Annotated in this window: 2 protein-coding genes; both read left to right on the forward strand. The window is 37.8% G+C overall.

The window, feature by feature from the left end:
* Positions 1 to 109 precede the first annotated feature (109 nt).
* On the forward strand, positions 110 to 478 hold the full coding sequence (locus EZJ43_RS16940) for an ISAon1 family transposase N-terminal region protein (RefSeq protein WP_133263904.1): 369 nt from the start codon (positions 110 to 112) through the stop codon (positions 476 to 478).
* The gene (locus EZJ43_RS16945; protein WP_207924658.1) at positions 417 to 1,406 is read left to right on the forward strand and encodes an ISAon1 family transposase; all 990 of its coding nucleotides are present in this window, start codon (positions 417 to 419) and stop codon (positions 1,404 to 1,406) included. The genes EZJ43_RS16940 and EZJ43_RS16945 overlap by 62 nt, the downstream gene beginning before the upstream one ends.
* Positions 1,407 to 1,438 lie beyond the last annotated feature (32 nt).

The raw sequence follows: 1,438 nt of genomic DNA on the forward strand, positions 1-1,438 counted from the left end.
GGGTCAACCGTAAAAGCTGGGGAGAACTAAAAAAACATTAACTTTCGGCATACTAAATCATAAGACTATTACACATAATTTTATAGAGAACGTATTTCCATCAGAGCTGATGGAATACTTTGATGTTTCGGGTTTTCAGGAGCTATGCTCTGTAAAGGATAAGTTGGAGTATTGGCTGATAGATTTCGAGGAAAAGAACGAGTTGCCCAATGGATTTTCACACTTGGAATATGAATCGAAAGGTTTTATAGGGCGTAAACTGATACAGGATTTTCCCATTCGTGGTAAAGGGGTTTATCTACGGATTAAAAAGCGGAGGTGGCGTCATAAAAAGAGTGGCAAAACAATTCAAAATGACTTTTCTTTTATAGCTGATGGTTCTAAGTTTACTCAAGAACTATCGGATTTTTTAAAAGATGCAAGTGGATACGCGACCAGATACCATAACCAATATAGCCAGTTACTTCCAGGTGAGTAGCGATAAGTTGCAACGGCATTATAAGCATCGTATAAGTGGTTATAAACAATGGGATCAGTTATCCCACGCCGATGATTATTTGATTTTTCCTGAAAACATCACAGACAGGCTCAGTATTGACGAGGTTAGTTTATCAAAAGGAGAGCTCTATACCTTTATTACCAACAAGAATGCTGGCATTAAAAACAGAGGGAGCATCGTTGCTGTGATCAATGGTACACAAGCAAAATTAATAAGCGAGGTTTTAGATAGAATACCGCTCCAGGAGCGCAGTCGGGTAAAAGAAGTAAGTATGGACATGGCAAGGAATATGGGTATGGCCGTTCGAAATAGTTTTGCTAACTGCAATATGGTAATAGACCGGTTTCATGTGGTTAGACTGGTAATGGATGCGATGCAGCATATACGGGTCAGCTTTAGGTGGGAAGCTATAGATCTGGAAAATAGGGAGATTAAAGAAGCGAAGGAAAAGGGAATAAAATATATCCCCCAAGTACTAGCCAATGGCGATACGTTAAAAGAATTGCTAGCCCGAAGCAGATACCTATTGTATAAGTTTGAGGAAGACTGGACTGTCAGTCAGAAAAAAAGAGCAACTGTACTTTTTGAAAAATACCCAATATTAAAATCAGTTTACCAACTAACTTTAAGCTTTAGGAACATATACAAAAACACAACAAAAAGTATTGCGCTAGACCGGTTTAATGAATGGAAACAAAAAGTAGAAGACTTGAAAATGAAAGAGTTTAACACCGTGCTAAACTCAATAGAAAATCATATGGAAAACATACTGAATTTTTTTGATAACAGGAGCACCAATGCAAATGCAGAATCATTCAATTCAAAAATAAAACTATTCAGAGCTAATTTAAGAGGCGTAACCGATCCCAAATTTTTCCTGTTTAGACTTGGAAAATTGTTTGCTTAGAGCCAGCACTCCCCAGCTTTTACGGTTGACCC

Origin of the sequence: Pedobacter changchengzhani (assembly GCF_004354365.1) — a bacterium.
In the GTDB taxonomy this organism is placed as follows: Bacteria; Bacteroidota; Bacteroidia; order Sphingobacteriales; family Sphingobacteriaceae; genus Pedobacter; species Pedobacter changchengzhani.